The sequence below is a fragment of the Gordonia sp. UBA5067 genome (assembly GCF_002414845.1).
In the GTDB taxonomy this organism is placed as follows: domain Bacteria; phylum Actinomycetota; class Actinomycetes; order Mycobacteriales; family Mycobacteriaceae; genus Gordonia; species Gordonia defluvii.
Genome location: NZ_DIAX01000033.1, coordinates 1 through 20,174, shown reverse-complemented (window position 1 = coordinate 20,174; position 20,174 = coordinate 1). Strand labels below are relative to the sequence as shown.

General features: G+C 68.9%; 15 protein-coding genes. 1 reads left to right on the top strand and 14 read right to left on the bottom strand.

Going from position 1 to position 20,174, the window contains the following annotated elements; genetic code table 11:
* Together B4M62_RS05265 and B4M62_RS05260 are read right to left on the bottom strand one after the other, a co-directional pair.
* On the bottom strand, positions 1–2,223 hold a 2,223-nt coding region (locus B4M62_RS05265; protein ID WP_290705929.1), incomplete at its 3' end, for a non-ribosomal peptide synthetase.
* Complete coding sequence (locus B4M62_RS05260) at positions 2,223–10,325, bottom strand: non-ribosomal peptide synthetase (protein ID WP_290705928.1); 8,103 nt, start codon at positions 10,323–10,325, stop codon at positions 2,223–2,225. The genes B4M62_RS05260 and B4M62_RS05265, both read right to left, overlap by 1 nt.
* 317 nt (positions 10,326–10,642) lie before the next feature.
* On the opposite strand from B4M62_RS05260, the gene B4M62_RS05255 reads away from it, so the two are divergent.
* Positions 10,643–11,164, top strand: a complete 522-nt coding sequence (locus tag B4M62_RS05255) for a DUF4334 domain-containing protein (RefSeq protein ID WP_290705927.1) — start codon at positions 10,643–10,645, stop codon at positions 11,162–11,164.
* Positions 11,165–11,174: 10 nt separating this feature from the next.
* Here the strand turns inward: B4M62_RS05255 and B4M62_RS05250 are convergent, their stop codons facing one another.
* The 12 genes from B4M62_RS05250 to B4M62_RS05195 all read right to left on the bottom strand — a co-directional run.
* Positions 11,175–12,101, bottom strand: a complete 927-nt coding sequence (locus B4M62_RS05250) for a TIGR03564 family F420-dependent LLM class oxidoreductase (protein ID WP_290705926.1) — start codon at positions 12,099–12,101, stop codon at positions 11,175–11,177.
* 9 nt (positions 12,102–12,110) lie between these two features.
* Positions 12,111–12,833, bottom strand: a complete 723-nt coding sequence (locus B4M62_RS05245) for a hypothetical protein (protein ID WP_290705925.1) — start codon at positions 12,831–12,833, stop codon at positions 12,111–12,113.
* 111 nt (positions 12,834–12,944) lie between these two features.
* Entirely contained in the window at positions 12,945–13,721 is a 777-nt protein-coding gene (locus B4M62_RS05240) for a hypothetical protein (protein WP_290705924.1), read from the bottom strand.
* 11 nt (positions 13,722–13,732) lie between these two features.
* The gene (locus B4M62_RS05235; protein WP_290705923.1) at positions 13,733–14,437 is read right to left on the bottom strand and encodes a hypothetical protein; all 705 of its coding nucleotides are present in this window, start codon (positions 14,435–14,437) and stop codon (positions 13,733–13,735) included.
* A gap of 12 nt (positions 14,438–14,449) precedes the next feature.
* A complete protein-coding gene (locus B4M62_RS05230) occupies positions 14,450–15,175 on the bottom strand; it encodes a hypothetical protein (protein ID WP_290705922.1) in 726 nt (241 codons plus the stop codon).
* Positions 15,176–15,455: 280 nt separating this feature from the next.
* Positions 15,456–15,641, bottom strand: coding sequence for a type Z 30S ribosomal protein S14 (locus tag B4M62_RS05225; protein WP_020791084.1), 186 nt, complete (start codon positions 15,639–15,641; stop codon positions 15,456–15,458).
* A gap of 15 nt (positions 15,642–15,656) precedes the next feature.
* Entirely contained in the window at positions 15,657–16,232 is a 576-nt protein-coding gene (rplE, locus tag B4M62_RS05220; protein WP_290705921.1) for a 50S ribosomal protein L5, read from the bottom strand.
* Position 16,233: 1 nt separating this feature from the next.
* Entirely contained in the window at positions 16,234–16,551 is a 318-nt protein-coding gene (gene rplX / locus B4M62_RS05215) for a 50S ribosomal protein L24 (protein WP_290705920.1), read from the bottom strand.
* A gap of 1 nt (position 16,552) precedes the next feature.
* On the bottom strand, positions 16,553–16,921 hold the full coding sequence (gene rplN / locus B4M62_RS05210; protein WP_290705919.1) for a 50S ribosomal protein L14: 369 nt from the start codon (positions 16,919–16,921) through the stop codon (positions 16,553–16,555).
* Positions 16,922–17,123: 202 nt separating this feature from the next.
* A complete protein-coding gene (locus tag B4M62_RS05205; RefSeq protein ID WP_290705918.1) occupies positions 17,124–17,486 on the bottom strand; it encodes a hypothetical protein in 363 nt (120 codons plus the stop codon).
* A gap of 88 nt (positions 17,487–17,574) precedes the next feature.
* Positions 17,575–18,573 carry an alpha/beta hydrolase gene (locus tag B4M62_RS05200; RefSeq protein ID WP_290705917.1) on the bottom strand — a complete coding sequence of 333 codons (999 nt, stop codon included), beginning with the start codon at positions 18,571–18,573 and terminating at the stop codon, positions 17,575–17,577.
* Between the two features lie 49 nt (positions 18,574–18,622).
* The coding region (locus B4M62_RS05195) for a thioesterase domain-containing protein (protein WP_290705916.1) at positions 18,623–20,174 on the bottom strand (1,552 nt) is incomplete at its 5' end.

Below are 20,174 nucleotides of genomic sequence, written 5' to 3'. Positions count from 1 at the left end.
CAACTCAGAAATAAACCAGATCCGGCGCTGCGACGGCGACAACGGAATCACCGCCGGCCGCTCACCCGCCACCAACGCCAACCGATCCTCATGCTCACGACCACCAATCCGCTCAGCCAACGCAACCACCGTCGGCGCCTCGAAGACATCGCGCACGGCGACGGGAAGGTGCAGTTCTTCGCTGACGCGCGCGGCCACCTGCGCCGCGATCAGCGAATTGCCCCCGACGTCGAAGAGGGATTCGGCCGCGCTGATCCGGTCCAGCCCGGCCACATCGGCGATGATCCGGGCGAGCGACGATTCGAGTTCGCCGCGAGGGGCGATGTAGTGGGCGACGGCGGCGACCACCGGATCGGGCAGTGCCGCGCGGTCGAGCTTGCCGTTCACGTTGAGCGGCAGGGCGTCGATGACGACCACGAAATCGGGCACCATGTAGCCCGGGAGCCGGGTGGCGACGTCGCGCCGCAGATGCCCCGGGTCGATCTCGTCGTCGTCGCCCGGCCGGGCGACGACGTAGCCGACCAGCTGATCGCCACCGGCCGGCGAGGTCTTGAGGGCGGCCGCGGCCGCGGCGATGCCCCCGGTGGCCAGCAGCGCCGTCTCGATCTCGCCGAGCTCGATCCGGAACCCGCGCAGCTTGACCTGCGCGTCGCCCCGGCCGCGGTACTCGAGGGTCGCGCCCCGGCGGACCCCGAGGTCGCCGGATCGGTACATGCGCGAACCGTCGGCCGCGAAGGGGTCGGCGATGAATCGGTCCGCCGTGAGTCCGGGACGGCCGTAATAGCCGCGGGCCACCTGCGGTCCGCTCACATAGATCTCGCCCTGGACCCCGTCGGGCACCGGATTCAGCCGCTCGCCGAGGACGTGCAGCGTCAGACCCGGCAGGCCGTCGCCAATGTCGGAGGCCACCGTCTCGGCGACGAGTTCGCGGCTCAGGGCACGGAATGTGGCGTACACCGTGGTCTCGGTGGGTCCATAGGCGTTGACCAGCATCGGTCCCGGGGTCCCCGACTTCGCCATCCGGTCGTCATACCAGCGCCGGACCTGAAGGAAGTCCAGCGCCTCGCCGGCGAAGACGATATACCGCACGCAGCCGGCCAGCTCGGGGGCCGACGCCGGCGCCACCGCCGCGGCCAGCTGGTAGAACGCCGTCGGCGTCTGCGACACGACCGTGGCGCCCTCGGCGGCGACGAGCGCGGCGAAATCGCCCGGGCTGCGCGTGGTGGCGTAGTCGACGACCACCAGACGCCCACCGAAGGCCAAGGCGCCCCACATCTCGAATACCGACACGTCGAAGGCGTAGGAGTGAAACATCGTCCACACGTCGGTGTCGGACACCTCGTAGCGTTGCGCGACCGCGGCCAGCAGGGCGACCACGCTGCGGTGCTCGACGACAACGCCTTTGGGGACCCCGGTCGACCCGGAGGTGTAGATCAGGTAGGCGACGGCGGTGCCCGCGACGGGTTCCGGCTCGGCTCCGGCGGCCGGGTCCGCCGCGGCACCGGCCAGTAGCGCGTCGACGGTCCAGACGGGGGCGGTGAAATCGGCCCACTCGCGGGCGAGTTCGTCATCCCCGATGATCAGCAGCGGCGTCGCGTCGTCCACGATCATCGCCAGGCGCCGGCGAGGGTGGCCACGGTCGAGGGGGAGGTAGGCGGCACCCGATTTGAGGATGGCCAGCAGCGCGACGATCAGCTCTGTCGAGCGCCCCAGCGCGAGCCCCACCCGCGCTGTCGGACCGGCACCGGCCGCCACCAGTGCGCGGGCGAGCCGGTCGGACTCCTCGTCGAGTTCGCGGTAGCTCAGGTCGCGCCCATCGGGCCCGGAGACCGCCACGCGGTCGCCGAAACGGTGTGCCGCCGAGGCGAACAGGCCGGGCAGCGAATCCCAGTTCGCGGTCCCCAGCGCCGCCTGCGCCGCGGTGCGGGTGTGGTGGACGGCGGCGCCGACGCGGCTGCCCGTCGCCGACTGCGCTTCGCCGGGGGTCGACACGAGTGCGGTGATCGCCGCGGCCACGGCGGTGTCGGAGACGCCGCCGGCCGGCGGTAGGACTCGCGCCATGGCGGCGACCCGCTCGGCCAGCACCCCGAACGAGACGTCGCCCAGGCGGCCGGCAAAGGCAATCGCGTCGGGCGCCACCCTGGCGACCGCCCCGATCAGGTCTCCCGCCGAACCAGCCCCCCGACCCCACAACGCCACAATGTGCTCTTGCGTTTCGGGCATTACCGATCGCTGGTTCCTTGATCGTGGTCAAACCGGGCATCGTCGACGCGCGCGGCGGCTTCTGCGCTCCTCTCGACGGTACTGACCTCGTCGGTGGTTCGCCGCAATTGGGTCAGTACCTCGTCGAGCGCCTCTGGGCCGCCGGTGGTGAGCCCCGGTAGCGGGGTGAAGAGCGCGGTGGTCAGCACCGCGCCCCGGTCCAGGTCGGGGAGCACGGCGGCGAGCGCGGTGACCGCGTCCGCCAGCTCGCCGAAGGACACCGACTGGCCGTCGAAATCCGCCGCGACCCGGTCGGGGGCGACCAGGGCGGCGGCGGCCACCGCCTGCGACAGCGGCAGCAGGGTGGGGACTTCCGATTTGATCGGCGCCACCCCGGCCACACGCTCGAGGGCGATGTCGCCGACCGGCACGGTCGGGTCGAGGGCAACCGCGTCGAGAACGGCGAGGTACCAGGAGGCGAACCGCCGGACGGTCTTCTCGTCGAACAGTTCGCTGGCGTAGGTCCACGAGGCCCGCATGCCGCCGTCGGAACGGTTGGCCAGCGGGTCGTTGGGATAGAGGATCAGGCCCAGATCGGTCTGGACGGTGGTCGTCGGGACGGCTTCGGGTTCCACGCGCAGACCGGCGAGTTCGACGACGGGGAAGCCGAGGTTCTGAAAAGTGAACATCACCTGGAAGATCGGGTTGTACCCCGCCGTGCTGCCCCGTCCAAGTGCGGTGACGATCTCCTCGAATGCGACGTCGGTGTGTGCCAGGTCGGCCAGGTCGGCACCGCGAACCTGGTCGAGCAGGTCGGCGAATGGGATTGCCGAGTCGACGGTCGTACGGAGTGGAACAGTGTTGACGAACATTCCCACCACGTCGTCGAGTGCGTCGGCGGCCCGGCCGATGTACGGGGTGCCGACGACGACATCGTGCTGGCCGGACACTTCGCGCAGCAGGACGGCCAGGGCCGCGTGGGCCACCATGAACAGGGTGGTGTTGTGGGCCCGAGCCAGCCGGGTCAGGGACGCCACCAACTCGGCCGGGATCTCGAATTCGACGTCGCCGCCGGCGAAGGTCGGCGCCGCGGGCCGGGGCCGATCGGTCGGGATCCCCAGCAGTTCGGGTGCGCCATCGAGTCGCTCGTGCCAGTAGCAGAGTTGGCGTTCGCGCTCGGTGACGCCGTCGCCGTCGGTGACATCGAGCCGGTCGGCCGACCACATCGTGTAGTCGGCGAACTGGACCGGCAACGGTGCCCAGTGCGGCGATGATCCGGCACGGCGAGCCGCGTAGGCGGTCATGAGGTCGCGCGCCAGCGGCGACATGGATGCGCCGTCGACGCTGATGTGGTGGACGACCAGCGAGACGATGTGCTCGTCGTCGGCGATCCGCCACAGCCCGGCGCGGAGCGGAACGGCCGCCGCGACGTTGAATCCGGTGTCGGTCATCTGCGCGAGCGCCTGTTCGGTCTCTTCGTCGGTGCTGTCCGACAGGTCGGTGACCGAGAGATCGATCCGCCGCGCGACGGTGCTCGTGCTCTCGATGACCTGGACCGGCACCCCGTCCATCATCGGGTACTTCGTCCGTAGCGACTCGTGCCGGGCGATCACGTCGAGCAGGGCGGCGCGCAACGCGTCCGGATCGAGGTCACCACGCAGGCGCAGGGTCAGCGGGATGTTGTAGGCGCAGGAGTCCGGGTTGGCCTGGTTGATCAGCCACAATCCGCGTTGGGCCGGCGAGACCGGCACGACCGCCGCCCGCGGCCGGCCGATGAGTGGCGGCGACGCGATCCCCGGGGTGTGGGTGTCGACCAGCCAGGCGGCCAGCCCCGCCGCGGTCGGCGCTTCGAACACCGCTTCGATGCTGACCGGCCGGTCCAGGATCGACGCCAGCCGGGCCGCGACCTTGGCCGCCGACAACGAGTTTCCGCCGATGTCGAAGAACCCGTCATCGACACTGACCCGATCGAGATCGAGTACCGCGGCCACCACCGCGGCGATGGTGGCCTCCAACTCGGTGCGCGGCGCCACATACTCTCCGCCGCCGCGGAACTCGATCGGCGGCAGGGCCGCCCGGTCGATCTTGCCGATCGGGGTGCGCGGGAACTCCTCCACAACCTCGATCACCTGCGGAACCAGATGGCTGGGCAGATGCTCGCGGGCAAACGCCAGCAACGATTCTGGGGCGATGACCCGCCCGGCCGGCGGCGAAACATAGGTCGCCAGCACCGTGCCACCCGGCCCGTCCGCCCCCACCGTCAACGCGTTGGCCACCGCCGGATGGGTGCCCAGGACCGCATCGACCTCGCCCGGCTCGATCCGCAAACCGCGGATCTTGAGCTGGAAGTCGCTGCGTCCGTGATAGGTGAGGGTGCCGTCGTCGCCGCGTGCCGCCCGGTCGCCCGTGCGGTACAGCCGCCCCCCGGTGCCGAACGGGTCGGCCACGAACGCCCCCGCGGTCAACCCGGGCCGGCGCCGATAGCCCCGCGCGATCTGCTCGCCACCCAGGTACAGGTCGCCCACCACCCCCGGCGGGGTGGGCCGCAGGCCCCGATCCAGGACTAGGGCCCGCACCCCGGTCAGGGGGCGCCCGATCGTCACCCGATTACCGGCCTCGATCGGCCCGTCGACGGTCGCCCAAATCGTGAACTCGGAGGGCCCGTATCCGTTGAGGAATCGGCGGCGGGCGCCCCAGGTGTGGGCGAGCTCTTCGGGGCAGGCTTCGCCGCCGGTGAACACCGTCGTGAGCCCGGGCACCATTGCCGGATCCAGGGTGCCCAACACGGTTGGCGTGATCAGCACATGCGTCACCCCGCCGTCGGCGATCGTCATGGCCAGCGGCACGCCGGCGAATGCGTCCGGAGCCGCGACCACCAACCGGGCACCGGCGTCCATCGCCGTCGTCAACTCGAGGACCATGAGGTCGAAGGCCGGTGAGGCGACCTGCAACACCACCGATTCGGGACCGCAATCGAGGTGGTCGCGCTGACCTGCGATCAGGGTTGCCAGCCCCCGATGGCTCACTTCCACCGCCTTGGGCCGGCCGGTCGACCCCGACGTATTGATCACATAGGCGACGTCGTCGACCAGGATCGGTCGAGTCAGCTCGCCCTCAGCGACCGCCATCGTGGGATGCCCCGCCAGGTGCAGTTCCGCCGCCTCGTCTTGCAGCACAATCCAGTCGCCGTCGGCGGCGGGGGCCGCCAGGGTGGCGCAGGTGACGCCCACGTGTGCGCCGCTGTCCGCCCACAGTGCCGTTTGCCGCAGCGCCGGGAGCCGCGGATCGATGTGGACGAAGGCCGCGCCGGCGATGGCGGTCGCCGCCATCGCCACCACCGAGTCCACCGAGCGCAGCAGGCGCACCACGACCGTCGACCCCGGGCCCACGCCGCGTGCGATCAACTCGCGGGCCAGCTGATTGATCCGCGACGACGCCGCGGTCGCCGAGAGGGTGACATCGCCGGTCAGGAGGGTGGGTTCGTCGCGGGCGCAGGTGGTGGCGAGCCAGTCGGCGACGATGCGACGCAGCGTCTGGGGCGGCGCGGAGCCGGGTGCGGGTGCGACCAGTTCGCGCACCTCGCCGGGGGCGAGCAGATCGATCTGCCCGAGCCGGGCGCCGGGGTCGGCGACCATCGTGCCCAGGGTCCGTTCCAGGTAGTCGGCGAGTGCTTCGACGGTCTGCTCGTCAAACAGGTCGGTGGCGTAGTTGATCTCGACGCCCAGCTCACCGGTGGTCTGTTCGGTGGCCGTCACCGACAGGTCGTACTTGGCCGCCGGTGCGCGCACGTCGAGTAACTCGACGCTCAGCTCGCCGTCGTCGATTCCGCCGACCGCATCGTCGACCAGGGTGAGCGTCACCTGGAAGATTGGGCTGTGCGACAGGGTGCGGCTCGGGGCCACCGCATCCACGATCCGCTCGAACGGGGTTTGGGCGTGGGCCAGCGCTTCGGCGCGGCTCCGGTGCACCTGCCCCAGTAGTTCGCGCACCGTCATCGACGGCGCCACGGCGGTCCGCAGTGCGGCGGTGTTGACGAACATGCCGATCAGATCGGCCACCTGCGGCTCGTCGCGCCCGGCAACGGCGGTACCGATCACCACGTCGTCGGTGTCGGCCAGCCGGGACAGCACGACCGCGAGCGCCGCCTCCAGCACGCAGAACAGCGTCACCCCCGATTGGGCCGCGAGGGCGCGCAACCCGGCTGCCGCGGAGGCGGTGAGCACGCGGTCGACATAGTCCCCGCCGCCGCTGCGGCGTGCGGGGCGCGGCCGGTCGGTGCGCAGTGCGATGACTTCGGGCGCCCCGGCCAACTGGCGGGTCCAGTACTCGACGTCGCGGTGCGCCACCGAAGCCGGGTCCGCCGGATCGCCCAGCACCTCACTGTGCCAGCGGGCGTAATCGGCGTAGTGGATCGGCATCGGCGGGAAGAAGGGCGCGAACCCGTGGCTGCGGGCGTCATACGCGGCCAGCACATCGGCGATCAGCGGGCGCAGCGAGGCGCCGTCGCCGATGATGTGGTGCAGGACCACCACGAGGACGTTGTCGGCCGGTCCGCGCAGCAGCACCGCCCGGAAGGCGCCGGCCGACAGGTCGAATCCGGTGGCCGCGGTTCGTGCCACGGCTTCGGCGAGATCAGCCACCTCCGCGACGATGACCGTGTGGTCGACCCGAACCGTGTCGACGGGATCGATGACCTGCGTCGGCTCACCATCGGCCTCGATGAACCGGGTGCGCAGGGTTTCGTGGCGGACGACGACATCGGCGATCGCCTGGCGCAGCGCCGCCAGGTCGACGTCGGGGCCCAGGCGCACGGCACCGGGCATGTTGTAGGCCGGCGATCGGGGATCGAGCCGGTTGACGAACCAGAGCCGGGTTTGTGCCGGCGACACCCTGATGGTGCTGCGGCGCGGCGCGGCGATCAGCGGTGGGCGCGGCGCGTGCTCGACCGTTCGCTCCCGCTCGATGCGCCCGGCGAGGTCGGCCAGGTCGGGGCTTTCGAAGTAGTCCTGCATACCGAGATCCACACCGAGTTCGGCACGGACCCGGTACGCCAGCCGGGAGGCCGACAGCGAGTTCGCACCGAGCCGGAAGAGGTTGTCGCCGATGCCGACGCCGTCGGTGTCGGTCAATTCCGCGACGAGTTCGACGAGCCGGCGCTCGACGGGCGACTGCGGCGCCACATAGTCGGCGTGCTCGCGCCCGACCGCCGGTTGCGGCAGGGCGGCGCGGTCGACCTTGCCGGCGGGGGTCCGTGGCAGGGCGGCCACCGCGACAATCGAGTCGGGCACCAGGTGCGCGGGCAGGGTGCGCGCCAGGTCCGCACGGATCCGGTCCGGCGCGCCGGTATCGGTGGTGCTCATGGCGGCATAGGCGATCAGGGCGGTCGCGCGGCTACTCGGCCGACCGTCCGCGTCGACGCCGAGCACCAGGGCATCGTCGACGCCGGGCCGTGCGCGCAGGGCCGCTTCGATCTCGCCGGGTTCGATGCGCTGGCCGCGCACTTTCACCTGGAAGTCACGACGGCCCAGCACCGATACCTCGGGCTGTCCGTCGTGCAGGTGCCAGCGGGCGAGGTCGCCGGTGCGGTACATCCGTTCACCGGCTCGGCCGAACGGGCTGGCGACGAAGCGCTCGGCGGTCAGCCCGGGTTCGTGCGCGTACCCGCGGGCCAGGGACAGTCCGCTCAGGTAGAGCTCGCCGACGACGCCGGCCGGCGCAGGGGCGAGCATGGCGTCGAGCACGTGGAGTCCGGCCCCGGCGATCGGGGTGCCGATCGGTACCACGGCCCGCGGGCTCAGGGCGCCGGTGTAGGTGACGCCGACGGTCGTCTCGGTGGGTCCGTATCCGTTGTGCACGGTGCGGCCGGCGCGGGTCCACCGCTGCACCAGGGCGGCCGGCACGCTCTCGCCGACGAGCAACAGTGTGGTCAGACCAGGCACGTCAGCGGGGTCGACGGTGGCCGCGACGGTGGGGGTCAGGCACGCGAGGCCGATGCCGGCCGCGTTGAGGTAGTCGGCGAGTTCTTCACCGCCCGGAGCGGACTCGGGCCGGAACACGATGGTCGCGCCCGCTCGGGCAGCGTGCAGGATCTCGCCGATGGAGGCGTCGAAGCCTGGTGAGGCAAAGCCCAGGATGCGCGTCCCGGGACCGGTCGGGATCGCCGCGTTGATGGACTCCGCGAGGTTCGCGGCCGCCGCGGTGGTGACGACGACGCCCTTCGGGATACCCGTCGAGCCGGAGGTATAGGTGAGGTAGGCGGCGTTGCCGGAACGCCCGCGGGGCCCGATCGGGTCATCGGACTGCGCGGCGACCGCGGCTGCGGTGGCGGCCGAAGTCAGGTCGATCCACTGGTCGGCCGGCCCCACGGCCCCGGCGTGCGGGCCGTGGCTCAGCACGAGCTGCGCGCCCGACCGGTCGAGCAGGCCGTCGACGCGCGCCGGCGGATGATTCGGGTCGACGGGGACGAAGGCGGCACCGAGCTTGCCCGCCGCCCAGATTGCACGCACGAGGTCGGCGCCCCGGGGCAGGACCAGGCCGATGCGCGATTCGGCCCCGATCCCGCGCGCATCGAGCCAGCGGGCGAGTTGGGTGGATTGCCGGTCGAGTTCGCGGTAGGACAGCGCGGTGCCGTCGGCGTCGACCACGGCGAGCTCGTCGGGATGGGCGGCGGCGGTGTGCGCGTACAGCTGGGCCAGGGTCGCCGGTGCGGCCGGATCGGGCCCGGCCAGTGCGAGCCGGCCCTCATCCAGTGCGCCGAAGGGCAGTGCGGCCAGTGGCGTGTGCCCGGGCGCCGCGACCAGTGCGGCGAGGAAGTCGAGGAACCGGCGGTGGTGCGCGGCCAGTTCATCGGGGTGGTATCCGTTGGGGTTTGCGTGCAGGTCGATGACGAGCGGGGCGTTGGGACTGGCCTGATAGAGGTTGAGCAGGATGTCTTCGACGATTCCGGAGGTGAGGATGTGGTATTCGGCGCTCACCCCGTCGAGCGCGATCGGTGTGTCGAAGAAGACCATGTTGACCACCGGCCCGAAGGCCGGGGTGCCGGTGGAGCGCCCCGCGTCGCGCCAGATGTCTTCGGCCCGATAACGCTGGTGGCGCAATGCGCCCGTCAGCCGCACCTGGGCGCGGCCGAGTACCTGGGTGATGGTGTCCGATGGCGCCAACTGCAGCCGGACCGGCAGTACATTCGACACCATCCCGCCGGCCCGCTTGATCTTTGCGACGGCCCGACCGGTGACGGGCAGGGCCAGCACGATATCGCCGAGCCCCGTTGCGCGATTGAGGTATGCGGCGAAGGCGGTCGAGAGGACGACCGCAACCGACGTATGTTGTTCCCGGGCCAAGACTTCCACGGCGCGCTGCAGCCCGCCGGCCATGACTGTCGAGACGGTGAGGTTGGCTGCCGATGGCACCGCCCCGGCCGCCCGCTGGGACAGGGTGGCCCGCTCCAGCGGTTCGGCGACCTCGTCGCGCCAGTATTGACGGTCGTCGGCCCGCCGGGAGCTGTCCTGATACTTCTGCTCGTCGGCGACGACCTCGGCCAGGGTGGCGATCGGCTTCTCGGTGAGCTCCGCACCACGGCGAACCGCGTTGTACCTGTCGACGGTCATCCTGACCATGGTCAACGCGGCATAGCCGTCAATAACAATATGGTGGCCCCGGCCGTACCAGAAGGTCCGATCGTCGGCGACCCGCAGCAGGGCGGTGACCACCAGTTTGTCGGTGCGGATGTCGAGGGGTCGCTGGTATTCCGCGCGCATCCACGCCAGCGCGGCGGCTACCGGATCGCCGGCCGCGCGGAAGTCGATGATGTCGACGGTGATCGGGAGATGCAGGTCGACGACCTGGCCGGGGGTGCCGTCGGGTTGGTCTAGCAGCCGCACATAGGGCGACTCGAGCGTTTTGGCCGCGGCAATATTGCACTCGCCGAGCAGTTCGTGGTCCAGGCTTTCGGGCGGATAGCGCAAATCGAGGTAGTGCGCGACGTTCACCGAATACTCTGGTGACAGGTTCTCGGCGAACCACATCCCCCGCTGCGCCGGAGTGAGCGGGAGAGACTCTCCCCCGTCGTGTTCGCGCGCGTCGTGTTCGCGCGCGTCGTGTTCCCACCGGTCGTGCTGCGGCATCGTCCCCACCTCCTCGCCCACCTGAATAGTTATGCCCCGCGCGGCGGGGCTGACGCTGCAAATCAGCTGGCAATAAGCTGTGCGTCGCCGAATCTAGCCCCCTCGGCCGATAACCACCATCAGCGTCACCTGTCCCGTCGTCCACCCGGTTGACACCCCTACGAGCGTACCGATTGGTAGCGCCGAGCCGGGGGTCCGACACCGTGGCGGGTCGTCGGCCGGCCGGGTGCTACCCTAAAACCACTTGCGCACCATCAGCAACATTACCTGCAGGATCGACCATTTGGCCGGTTGAACTACGCCAAAGAGGAGCAATTGTGACCAACTCGGCCGACCTGCGTGCAGGATTGAGTCCGATCGCCGCCCAGGAACTCTTCGACTCGCTGCCCCCGCTGACCGTCGACGACATGCTCGGCCGGTGGCACGGATCAGAGGTGCCGACCGGGCATCCGATGGACGGGATGCTCGCCCTGAGCGGCTGGTACGGCAAAGAATTCATCGACGCCGAAACCGTCCACCCGCTGCTCTTCGGGACACCCGGCCACCTGTACGCGGTCAACCCCAAGCTCGTCCCGATGAACACACTGAACCGGGTGGGTAGCGCCCTGCCCCGCCTGATGCCGCCCGGCGGCACGGCTGCGCTGCGCGCGCTGCGCACCGCTAAGCCGCGGGCCCGCCTGCGCATGGTGGAGTACCGCGGCACGGTCGGCGCGGCGATGGTCTACGACGACATCGCCGTCATCGACCACTTCCGCCGGCTCGACGAGAACACCGTGCTCGGCGCGATGGACCAGCGGGGCTCGGAGCAGACCTTCTTCTTCCTGCTCGAACGCGACTAGCGCCGCCCGGTCACTGCCCGTCGAGTTCGCGCAGCAGCGCCCGGGTCCGGTCCCGGACCTGCTCGTCCCGGTCGAAGACGATGCCGACGAATTCGTCGACGCCCGCATCGGCCAATGCGCCGACCCGGGTGCGGACACTGGCGGCATCGCCGATGATGGCCGCGTCGACGGGGGTGTCGTAGCCTTCCCGGTCGAGCATCGCCCGGTATGACGGCAGCGAGTTGTACATCGCGAACTGTCGCGCGGCCGTCGTTTTCGCCGCCTCGGCGTCGTCGGTGACCGCGATCGGCAGGAAGGCGACGGTGCGGACGTCCGATGCACGACGGCCGGCGGTTTCGGCGGCGGCGCGCAGGCCGGGCACGATGTGGTCGCGCAGCGTCTGTGGTCCGGTCATCCAGGTGACGGTGCCGGCGGTGCGGCGCCCGGCCAGCGCCAGCAGTTGCGGTCCGAGCGCGGCCAGGTACACCGGCGGGCCGGGTTCCTCGGTGAGGCTCATCGCGCCGCGGGTGGTGATCAGCTCGCCCGACGCATCGGCCGGCTGGCCGGACAGCAGTGGCAGCAGTCCGTCGAGGTACTCGCCCATGCGGCGCAGCGGACGGTCGTAGGGAATGCCCCACATCCCCTCGGTGACGACCTGATGGGTGAGCCCGATGCCCAGCGTCAAGCGTCCGCCGGTGATCGCGTTGACGGTGAGGGCCCGCTGGGCCAGATTCATCGGGTGCTGCGGCTGGATCGGCAGGACGCCGGTGGCGAACTCGATGCGCGGCACCTCCCGGCCGGCGACCGCGAGGACGGTCAGGGTGTCCGGGTCGTTGGGCATCTGCGTCGCCCAGATCCGCGCGAAGCCCTCCGATTCGAATCGTGCGAGCGCGGCGATGTAGTCGTCGAGGTGCAGGGTTTTGCGGCCGTCGACCGCGTGCATAAGGGTGATCTCCACCCCCTTAACCTAGCGCGGCACGTCTTGGTACTGCGGCTTGAACGGCTTGTTGATCGTGTCCAGATACGTCCCGATCGCGGCGATGGCGCCGCCGCCGCCGCCGATGAGGATGCCGACAATGCTGCCGGCAACCGCGAACGGGATCGAGGCGACGAGAACGCCGGGCAGGCATCCCACGAACAACAAGGCGATGCACCCCAACACGCCACCGAAGAGGAGCCCGACGACGAAGCCGATGGCCAAGCCGACGAGCGAGGAGAGAGTCATCGCCGCCGACATCTCTTGCACCATCCGCGCAAAGGCCTGATCGTCGCGCTCCTGCTTGGTTCGGGGCCCGACGATGCGCCGATCAACCTGCTGGTACTGCTGGCGATAGGCCATCCGCGCGGCGATCGGCGGGGTCAGCGTCGCGGTCCGGTGGATCACGCTGGCCGCGATCTGGTACCCCTCGTTCCGCGGCCCGGCGAGTCGCAGCGGAGCGCTCTCCACCACTCTGCCGGCCGTGTTCCGCACGACGAGCCGGCCACCTGTTACGGCAAGGCTGCCGTTGTGCACGGTGACGGTGACGGTGTCGGCGTTGCGCTGGACGGTCGCCCGCACCGGGCCGGGCCGATCGGGGGCGGCCTGCACCTGCCCTGCGACCACCGAAACCTCAGCCACGATAGTGAGGATGGCGACCGTGAAGGTGGCGAGCGCGAGCATGGCGACCCTGCCACGGAGGAGTGACGTCATTGAGATCTCCCTGACATCCGATTGTGTCCCTCGGTGGCGACGGTACTCGGACTCGACGCCGATGTCAGCAGAGTCGGGAGATTTCTGGGTCAAGCGACCCAGTGCAGCGGCTTAGCGCGTCCCGTTCTTCTTGGGCTTGGCCTTGGGCTTGGACTGACCGTCCCCCGGCTTGAACGGCTTGTTGATCGTGTCCAGGTACTTCTGCACCGCGACGATAGCGCCGCCACCGCCACCGAGGACGAGCCCGGCGATGCTGCCGATACTGGCAAAGGTGAGCGCGCCGATGATGGCACCAGGAAGGCATCCGATGATCGCCGCAGGGAGGCCTAGTAGACACCCCAGCGGTCCGCCGATGACGAGGCCGACCACGAGCCCGATCGCCAACCCGACCAACGAGGACAGCGACATCGCCGCGGAGATCTCATAACTCATCCGCTTGGCCGCCTGCTCGTCGCGTTCCTTCTTGGTCCGCGGGCCGTCCGTGCTGGGTGCGGGCGGGGTGCGCTGGGGCCGGGTGCGCTCGACCTCGATGCGCTCCACCGCGGCGGCGTCGCGGGCCGCCGCCGGCGGGGTCAGCGTCGCGGTTCGGCCGGTCACCGCCGTGGCGATCCGGTACACCTCGCCCTTCGACCCGAGGAATTGCAGCGGTGTCTTCGCCACGGTGCTGCCGACCTGGTTGCGGACGACCAGGTAGCTGTCCGGGCCGGCGTCCTCGACGGCGAGACTGCCGCCGGACACCGCGACCTTGACGTTGTCGGCATTGTGCTGGACCTCGGCGCGCACCGAACCGGCCGGTTCCGGGGCAGCGTGCACCTGTCCGGCGGTCAGGGACACAGCGGCGACAACACCGATCGCGGCGACAACACTGCGGCGAAGGGGATTCAGCATGGTGGTCGCTCTCAGTTCTTCTTGGGGTTGGCGGGTCGGCCGGGTTTGGTCTTGGCCTTGGGCACGACGTTCTGATACTGCGGCTTGAATGGCGAGTTGATCGTGTTGAAGTAGCGGATACCCAAAACGATGGCGGACCCGCCGCCACCGATCATTAGGCCGACAAAGGAGCCTATCGGGGCGAAAACGAGGCAGCCGACCCCGGCCAATGGGAGGCCGACGATGCAGCCGAGGACGAGGCCGACGATCGAGGAGATGATCACCGCCACGCTCAGATCCGCGTTGAACTGCTGCAGCGCCAGGTCGTCGCGTTCGGATCTGGTCTGGGGACCGACGATTCGCCGTTCGACCCGGGTGCGCTCGAGCGCGACGGCGGCCCGGGCCGCCGGCGGCGGCGTGAGCGTCGCGGTGCGACCGCTCACCGTCGCGGCGAGCGGGTACACCTCGTCCTTGGGTCCGCGGACCTGCAGCGGCACCTTCGTCAGCACGGCGCCCGCCTGATTCCGCACGACCAGGTCGGCACCGTCCACGGCAAGACTGCCACTCAGGAGCTCCACTTTGACGTTGTCCGCGTTGCGCTGCACGGTGGCGCGCACCGAATCAACCGGTTCGGGTGCGGCCTGCGCCTGCCCGGCGGTCAGCGGCACAGCGGTGATCAGGGCGAGCGCTGCGACCACAGCACGGGAGATCCCAGTTCGCCGAACGATGGAAGTCATACCGCGGCGCCCTCAGTTCTTCTTCTTGGGCTTGACCGGCGCGCCGGGCCCGTTTTTGTCGTATTGCGGCTTGAATGGCGAGTTGACCGTGTCCAGATACTTCTGGAACGCGACGACGGCGCCCCCACCGCCACCCAGGACGACACCCAGGATGCTGCCGAGACCGCCACCCGCAATCGCAAACGGGATCGCGGCGACACACAGCGAGACAAAGCACCCGAGGACAATCCCTGCAACGACGCCAATGACCAGCCCGATACTGAGACCGATAATCGAGGATAGGGTCATCGCCGCAGCCATTTCCTGGGTCATCCGCGACAGCGCCTCATCGTCGCGCTCCTGCTTGTTGCGCGGCCCTCGGATGGCGCGCGCCGCCTCGTTCCGCGCACCCGCGTAGGCAGCGACGGCCGCCTTCGACGGGGTCAGTGTCGCGGTCCGCCCGGCCACGGTCGTGTCTACCTGGTAGACCTTGTTCGCCGGTCCACGGAACTGCAGCGGCACCTTCTCCACGGTGGTACCGGCCTGATTGCGCACCACGAGGTAGCTCTCGCCGACGCCGACCGTCTCCACCGCCAGCGCGCCGCCGAACACCTCGACTTTGACGTCTTCTGCATTGTGCTGAACATTGGCACGCACCACACCGGCCGGATCTGGCGCGGCCTGGGCCAGGCCCACTGCCAGGGATGTCGCGGTGGCAACAGCGAGTGCGGCGATGGCACCTCGGCGCAAGGCAATCAACGGAGCAACTTTCGTCGTGGGATCGTGTCAGCGATGTCACCGCCTCGCAATGGCAAGGGGTTCCGCTTCGGAACCTGAGGCTAGGGACCAATGTACAACATAGTCAAGCCGAGGGCGCAGTCTCTGCAACCCGTCGACACAGGCCGTGGGTCCCGTCAAGGCTCTGACCAGGATCGATGCCGGAACGATACCCAACAACAATTCAAATCAGTCCTAAACGCCCAGAACGCCCGACTGGAGATTCCAGTCGGGCGTTCGGGATGATCGGCGACGAGTCAGCTCACCAGCTGGACTTCTGCACGCCCGGCAGCTCGCCGGCGTGCGCCATCTCGCGCAGGCACACGCGACACAGGCCGAACTTGCGGTACACCGAATGCGGGCGGCCGCACTTGTTGCAGCGCGTGTATCCGCGCACGGCGAACTTGGGCTTCTTGTTGGCCTTGTTGACCAGAGCCTTCTTTGCCATTGGTTATCCCTCCCGTCAGTTCTTTGCGTTGTTGTCTTTGAACGGGAAGCCGAGCGCCTTGAGCAGCGCACGACCCTCGTCGTCGTTGGTGGCCGAGGTGACGACGGTGATATCCATCCCGCGCGGCCGGTCGATCGAGTCGATGTTGATCTCGTGGAACATCGACTGCTCGTTGAGCCCGAAGGTGTAGTTGCCGTTGCCGTCGAACTGGCGGTCGCTCAGGCCGCGGAAGTCGCGGATACGCGGCAGTGCGATCGACACGAGGCGGTCGAGGAACTCCCACATCCGGTCGCCGCGCAGCGTGACGCGCGCACCGATCGGCATGCCCTCGCGCAGCTTGAACTGGGCGATCGACTTGCGGGCCTTGCGGACCTCCGGCTTCTGGCCGGTGATCAGCTCGAGGTCCCGGACGGCGCCGTTGATCAGCTTGGAGTCCCGGGCGGCGTCACCGACACCCATGTTCACCACAACCTTCACCACGCCGGGGATCTGCATGACGTTGGCGTAGTCGAACTCCTTGTTGAGGGAGTCCTTGATCTCTTCGCGGTAGCGAGTCTTCAGCCGGGGCGCGACCTTCTCAGAGGTAGTCATCTCAGATGTCCTTCCCGTTCTTGCGGGAAACCCGGACGCGCTTGCCGGTCTCCTCGTCGGTTCGGTAACCCACCCGAGTCGGGTTGCCGTCGGAATCCACGACCATCACGTTCGAGACATTGATGGAGGCTTCCTGGGTCACGATCCCCCCGGAGGAGGCGCCGCGCTCGTCAGCCGAGGCGGCGGTGTGCTTCTTGATGCGGTTGACGCCCTCGACGAGGACTCGCTGCCGCTTCGGGTAGGCCGCGATGACCTTGCCCTTGGCACCCTTGTCCTTGCCCGAGATGACGATCACCGTGTCACCCTTGTGCACCTTCATGTCAGAGCACCTCCGGAGCCAGCGAAACGATCTTCATGAAGCGCTTGTCGCGCAGTTCCCGGCCCACCGGTCCGAAGATGCGGGTGCCGCGGGGGTCGCTCTCATTTTTGAGGATGACAGCGGCGTTCTCGTCGAATCGGATGTAGCTGCCGTCGGGACGGCGCCGCTCCTTGGCGGTGCGGACGATGACGGCCTTGACGACCTCGCCCTTCTTGACGTTGCCGCCGGGGATCGCGTCCTTGACGGTGGCGACGATGACGTCGCCGATCCCCGCATATCGCCGCGACGAGCCGCCCAGCACGCGGATGCACAAGATTTCCTTGGCTCCGGTGTTGTCGGCGACCCGCACGCGAGATTCTTGCTGAATCACTCGTGGTCTCCTGACCTCATGGTATTGCCCGCCGGATTTCCGACCCGACGCGCACGGTCTGCTGCCGCCGGACATGCGCCTGCCTGGGGTTTTCCGGTTTCCCGGCCGACTCCAGTGGGTTCGCGCGCCGACTCGCGACGCATCCGCGCCGCAGGCAACCGCCTAAGTCTAGGCGTACCCGCAGGTCGCAGCCAAATCGGCGTCAGCCGGCAGCAGGCAGGCGGGCGGTCGAATCCGCCGACCCCCGGCCGAGCCACGCCAGCGCGTCGGCGACCCATTCCGCTTTCCCCACCGCGCCGAGCGATCGGGCGCGCTCGGGCAGCAGGCTCATCAGCGCGGCGGACAAGCCGGCACGCTCAGACAACCCCGCGCGGCTCACGACCGCCTCATACGCATGCATCCGGTCGCACAGCGACCGATAGGTGATCACCTCGCCACCCCATCGAATGGCGGTCATGCCGGGGGTTCGTCGTCCACGATCATCGATCTGCGCGATGAGATTGTTCACCTGGCTCACCTGATCTCGATCTTTGTCGACACCGCCGTCGGATGCCTCAGCAATCATTGTGAAACCAAGTGGCTGATGTTACAAGCGTGACAGGTGGGTTTGACGTTGTTTCGTGACTCAACCGAAGCGACCACTTAATCACGCCTCAGCGCAGCGCACGCCGGATCTGCGGCCACGAGTACTTCATCTCGCGCTCCCAGTAGCCCCACGAGTGCGTGCCCGCCGGCCGGATCACGATGGTCGCCGGGATCCGCAGCTGAGCCAGTCGCTTCGCCATGTCCTGGGTGCAATGATCCATCGCGGCCTCGATACCGCCACCGACGATGACCCGGTCAACCAGCTCGCCGTCGAGCGGCTGCTTGGGGCCGAGCTGCTCATCCTGACCGGGCAGGCCAGTCATCGCCGACATATAGATCGAGGTTCCGCGCAGATTCGCCGCATTCACGTAGGGGTCGTGCCGGACCCAGTCTGGCCCGCCGAGTGGACCCCACATATTGGTGACGTTGCCGCCACCGCGGCCCTCGACGACCTGGCGGATGTACTCCTGCCCAATGGGGTCACTGGTTCGCGCGCAACCACTGAAGGACGCGACCGCCCGATAGAAATGTGGCCGGACAACCGCCAGGTTGAGCGCCGACGTCCCCGACATGGACAGACCGGCCACGGCATTCTTACCGGTGGCGTGCAGCCTGGCGTCGAGCACCGGGGGCAACTCGCGGGTCAGGAAGGTCTCCCACTTGTTGAGGCCCAGTTTCGGGTCGTAGCGCAACCAATCGGTGTAGTAGGACAGCTTGCCCTCCAACGGCGTCACCACATTCACGTGCTTGTTGGCGAAGAATGACGCATAGGAGGTCTTGTCCGCCCAATTGCCCTCACCCTCGCCGCCCGCCGCACCGTTGAGCAGGTACAGCGTCGGCGCCGGACGACCGCCCTTGGGGACCAGCACATCGAGCGGAATGTTGCGCTTCATCGCCGGCGAATACACCGATACGAGCAGCCGCTGGGGTCCGGTGGCCTCGACCTTCACGATCCGCGCCGGCGATCGTTCCGCGACCGCCGGCCCGGCGGCCACGATCCCCAGCATCCCGGACAGCAGTGCCATGAGCACCACCCCCAGCGACAGGCGATGTGTCGGCTGTGCCATGTGACCCCTTATCTGAATGTTCAAAAGGCGAACCCTACCCCGTGCGACGCTAATCAAGGGATTCGTGTCCGGCCGGGAGCGCGGTCAGCCAACGATCGACCTCCGGCCCGATGACCCCGAAACCCTGCGCCGACCCCATCGCGGCATGCTCGATGTCGACGTCGACATCGACCAGCTCACCGTCGACGTGGGCACGCCAGTAGTCGGCGTAGTGCGCCGGATCATCGCGGTCGGCGACCGCGTTGAAGAACAGGGCACGGCCGGCGAACCGCCCCGGCCGATACGGCGCCAACAGGTCGGCACCGGCCGCGAACGCGTCGATGATGCGACGCGTCTGTTCCTTCGTGGCGAATCCGGCCGCGGCGAATTGCGCGTCCAGGGTCTCCCCCATCGACTCGCCTCCCCCGGCACCGAGCTGCTGCTCCTGCCAGGCGTGCTCGAGCTCGGCGACGGTGGCGTCGTGCTCTTCCCGCGGAACAAGCGCGGAGTAGACCTCGCCGGCCGCCGGATCCATCAGACCGAGGAAGGCCACCTCGTCGCCGGCGGCCTGCAACCGCGTCGCGACCTCGAATGCGATCACACCGCCCAACGACCAGCCGAGCAGGTGATACGGCCCGGTCGGGGAGACCGCCTTGATCTCTGCGATGTAGCGGTCCGCAAACGCGCCGATGTCGGCGAGGGGCTCCTCGCCCGCCACCACCGCGGGATTCTGCAGCCCGTAGACGGGGCGATCACTGATGTAGGGCACCAGCTCGCCGTAGGCCCAGGCCAAACCGTCGGCCGGGTGGAAGCAGAAGAGGGGCTGACCCGCTCCGGCAGTGCGCAGACCGATCAGCACCCCGCTGGACCGGACACCGCTCTGCACCGCCTCCGCCAGCTCGCGCACCGTCGGGTGCGCGAAGAGCAGTGGCAGGTCGATGCCCAAACCGTCGTGCTCGGTCAACCGGGCGACGGCCTTGATCGCCGACAACGAGTTGCCGCCGAGTTCGAAGAACGACTCCGTCACCGACACCCGCTCCACCCCCAACACCTCGGCGAACTCGGCGGCGATGATCTCCTCGGTGACGCCGGCCGGTGCCACATACTCGGCCTGCAACAACGAGAAATCCGGTGCCGGCAACGCCTTACGATCCAGCTTGCCCGCACTGCCCAACACCACCCGGTCAAGCACCGTCCACACCGACGGCCGCATGTACTCAGGCAACCGGCCCGCCACATACGCCTTCACCGCAGCCACATCCACCGACGCCGGCGAAACATACCCGACCAAGAACTCCCCACCACCAACAGCAGAAACCACCGACGCCGCCGCATGCACCACCCCCGGCGCACCCGCCAACACCGACTCAATCTCCCCCAACTCAATCCGCTGACCACGCAACTTCACCTGGAAATCACTACGACCCAAATACTCGATCTCCCCACCAGCATTCCACCGCACCAAATCACCAGTCCGATACAACCGCGCACCCACCCCACCAAAGGGATCAGCCACAAACCGCTCAGCAGTCAACCCCGCCTGCCCGGCATACCCCCGCGCCACCTGAACCCCACCCAAATACAACTCACCCGGCACCCCCACCTGTCTCTTATACACATCT

Excerpts from the sequence above, each read along its gene's own strand:
- B4M62_RS05260 (WP_290705928.1), bottom strand. The coding sequence starts at position 10,325 with ATGCCGCAGCACGACCGGTGGGAACACGACGCGCGCGAACACGACGCG.
- B4M62_RS05245 (WP_290705925.1), bottom strand. The coding sequence starts at position 12,833 with ATGACGTCACTCCTCCGTGGCAGGGTCGCCATGCTCGCGCTCGCCACC.
- B4M62_RS05240 (WP_290705924.1), bottom strand. The coding sequence starts at position 13,721 with ATGCTGAATCCCCTTCGCCGCAGTGTTGTCGCCGCGATCGGTGTTGTC.
- B4M62_RS05235 (WP_290705923.1), bottom strand. The coding sequence starts at position 14,437 with ATGACTTCCATCGTTCGGCGAACTGGGATCTCCCGTGCTGTGGTCGCA.
- B4M62_RS05225 (WP_020791084.1), bottom strand. The coding sequence starts at position 15,641 with ATGGCAAAGAAGGCTCTGGTCAACAAGGCCAACAAGAAGCCCAAGTTC.
- rplE (WP_290705921.1), bottom strand. The coding sequence starts at position 16,232 with ATGACTACCTCTGAGAAGGTCGCGCCCCGGCTGAAGACTCGCTACCGC.
- rplX (WP_290705920.1), bottom strand. The coding sequence starts at position 16,551 with ATGAAGGTGCACAAGGGTGACACGGTGATCGTCATCTCGGGCAAGGAC.
- B4M62_RS05205 (WP_290705918.1), bottom strand. The coding sequence starts at position 17,486 with ATGATTGCTGAGGCATCCGACGGCGGTGTCGACAAAGATCGAGATCAG.
- B4M62_RS05200 (WP_290705917.1), bottom strand. The coding sequence starts at position 18,573 with ATGGCACAGCCGACACATCGCCTGTCGCTGGGGGTGGTGCTCATGGCA.